This is a genomic window from Candidatus Benthicola sp. (genome assembly GCF_058719085.1).
This window is the reverse complement of the sequence record NZ_JBZQEK010000020.1, coordinates 1-2,020: the sequence shown is the minus strand read 5'-3', so window position 1 is coordinate 2,020 and position 2,020 is coordinate 1. Positions and strand designations below refer to the sequence as shown.

Annotated in this window: 1 protein-coding gene; it reads left to right on the top strand. The window is 70.0% G+C overall.

Annotated features, from left to right (window positions below; translation table 11 throughout):
* Positions 1 to 35: 35 nt before the first annotated feature.
* Positions 36 to 2,020: replication restart helicase PriA (gene priA / locus AC36XV_RS01900; protein WP_492201987.1), on the top strand; the 1,985-nt coding region annotated here is incomplete at its 3' end.

The window sequence follows — 2,020 nt, the reverse complement described above, 5'->3', positions numbered from 1 at the left end:
GCCGCGAGCGGGGCGTCAAGACGTCCGAGGCCGGCGTGACCCGCGCAACGCATGAGGAAGTGTACTGCGAGGTCGCTCTCCCGAAGCCGGTGCTGCAGACCTTCGTGTATCGTATCCCCCCGCCGCTCGTCGGCTCCGCGGTGGCCGGGGCCCGGATCCTCGTTCCGTTCGGACGGCGACGCGAGATCGGGATCATTGACTCCGTCGGGAGCGAGCCGCCCGGGCGATCGACCCGGGACGTGCTTCGCGTGCTGGACGACGAACCGGTGCTCGATCCCGGACTTCTAAAACTGTGTCGGTGGACGTCGGAGTACTATGCGGCCCCCCCGGGTCTGGTGTATCGCTCCGCTCTTCCCCCCGGGCTACTCGGCGAGGCGCAGCCGTCGGGCACGGCCGAGCTCCGTCGGCAGGTCATCGAGCTGGTGGGTGAGCCACCCACCCTGCTGGAGCGCGATGAAGTGTTCGGCCGCGCCGCACGTCAGCGGCAGGCGTTCGAGACCATCGAGGCGATCGGAGGCTCGGCTCCCGTGGCTCACCTCGAGGGCCACTACGGGTATGGACGGTCGGTGCTGCGCGGGCTGGTGGATCGGGGCCTCGCCAGGATATCCAAGGAGGTGGTGAGCCGGGACCCGTTCGCGGGATCGGGGGAGGACGTCGATCTGCCCCGGCGACTGAACGAAGCGCAGATCCGCGTGCTCGACAGGCTCCGGTCGCTCCTGGAGGGCGCGGAGCCCGGTGTGGCGCTCCTGCGCGGCGTCACGGGATCCGGGAAGACCGTCGTATACATGCGGCTGATCGAGACCGCGCTGGCCCGCGGACGCACCGCCATCGTGCTCGTCCCGGAGATCGCGCTCACGCCGCAGACGGTGCAGCGATTTCGGGCCGCGTTCGGGGATGACGTGGCGGTCCTGCACTCGGCCCTCTCGGCCGGCGAGCGCCACGACGCCTGGCGGGCCCTCAAGGCAGGCGAGAGACGCGTGGTGATCGGAACCCGATCCGCCATCTTCGCTCCGGTACCCCGACCCGGCGTGATCATCCTCGACGAGGAGCACGACGGCTCCTACAAGCAGTCGGACACGCCCCGGTACCACGCGCGCGCTCTGGCCGCCGTGCGGGGCCGAAACGAGGGGGCGCTGGTACTCCTTGGCTCGGCCACCCCGTCGCTCGAATCCTGGCACAACGCCACCACGGGACGCTACGAGCTCCTGGAGCTGCCCGACCGGGCGACCCCCCACCCTCTGCCGAGTGTCGATACGATCGACCTCCGCGAGGTCCGTGCGCGAGCGCTGGACTCGGGAGAGGCCCCGGAGTCGATCGTCAGTCCGCGGCTCAGGGAGGCGGTGGCCGCGAGGCTCGATCGGGGAGAGCAGAGCATTCTGCTCCTCAATCGGAGGGGCTATTCCACCTTTCTGCAGTGCCCGGGTTGTGGAAAGGTCTGGAGCTGCGGCTCGTGCAACGTATCGCTCACCTACCACCGGACTCGCTCCCGGCTCGTCTGTCACCACTGCCTGCACGAGGAAGCCATCCCCGCCGCGTGCGATGCGTGCCGGGAGAGCGAGCTCCAGTACGCCGGGATTGGCACGGAGCAGGTCGAGCGCCGGGTCGCCGAGCTGTTCCCGACGGCCCGGGTTCTCCGCATGGACGTGGACACCACCGGGAGCAAGGGAGCGCACGCGAGACTGCTCGAAAAGGTGCGGCGCCGGGAGGTGGACATCCTCCTCGGCACCCAGATGATCGCGAAGGGACTCGACTTTCCGGGTGTGACGCTCGTCGGGGTGATCAACGCCGACGTCGGCCTCAACCTGCCCGACTTCCGGGCCGCCGAGCGGACCTTCCAGCTTCTCGCCCAGGTGGCCGGCCGGGCAGGACGCGGCGGGGAGCCGGGCGAGGTGCTCGTGCAGACCGCGCGACCGCACCATCCGGCGCTGCGTGCCGCTCTTCGGCACGACTACGAGGCTTTTGCCCGCGACGAGATCGAGGACCGAAAGGGACCGGGCTATCCGCCCAACCGCCGCCTGGC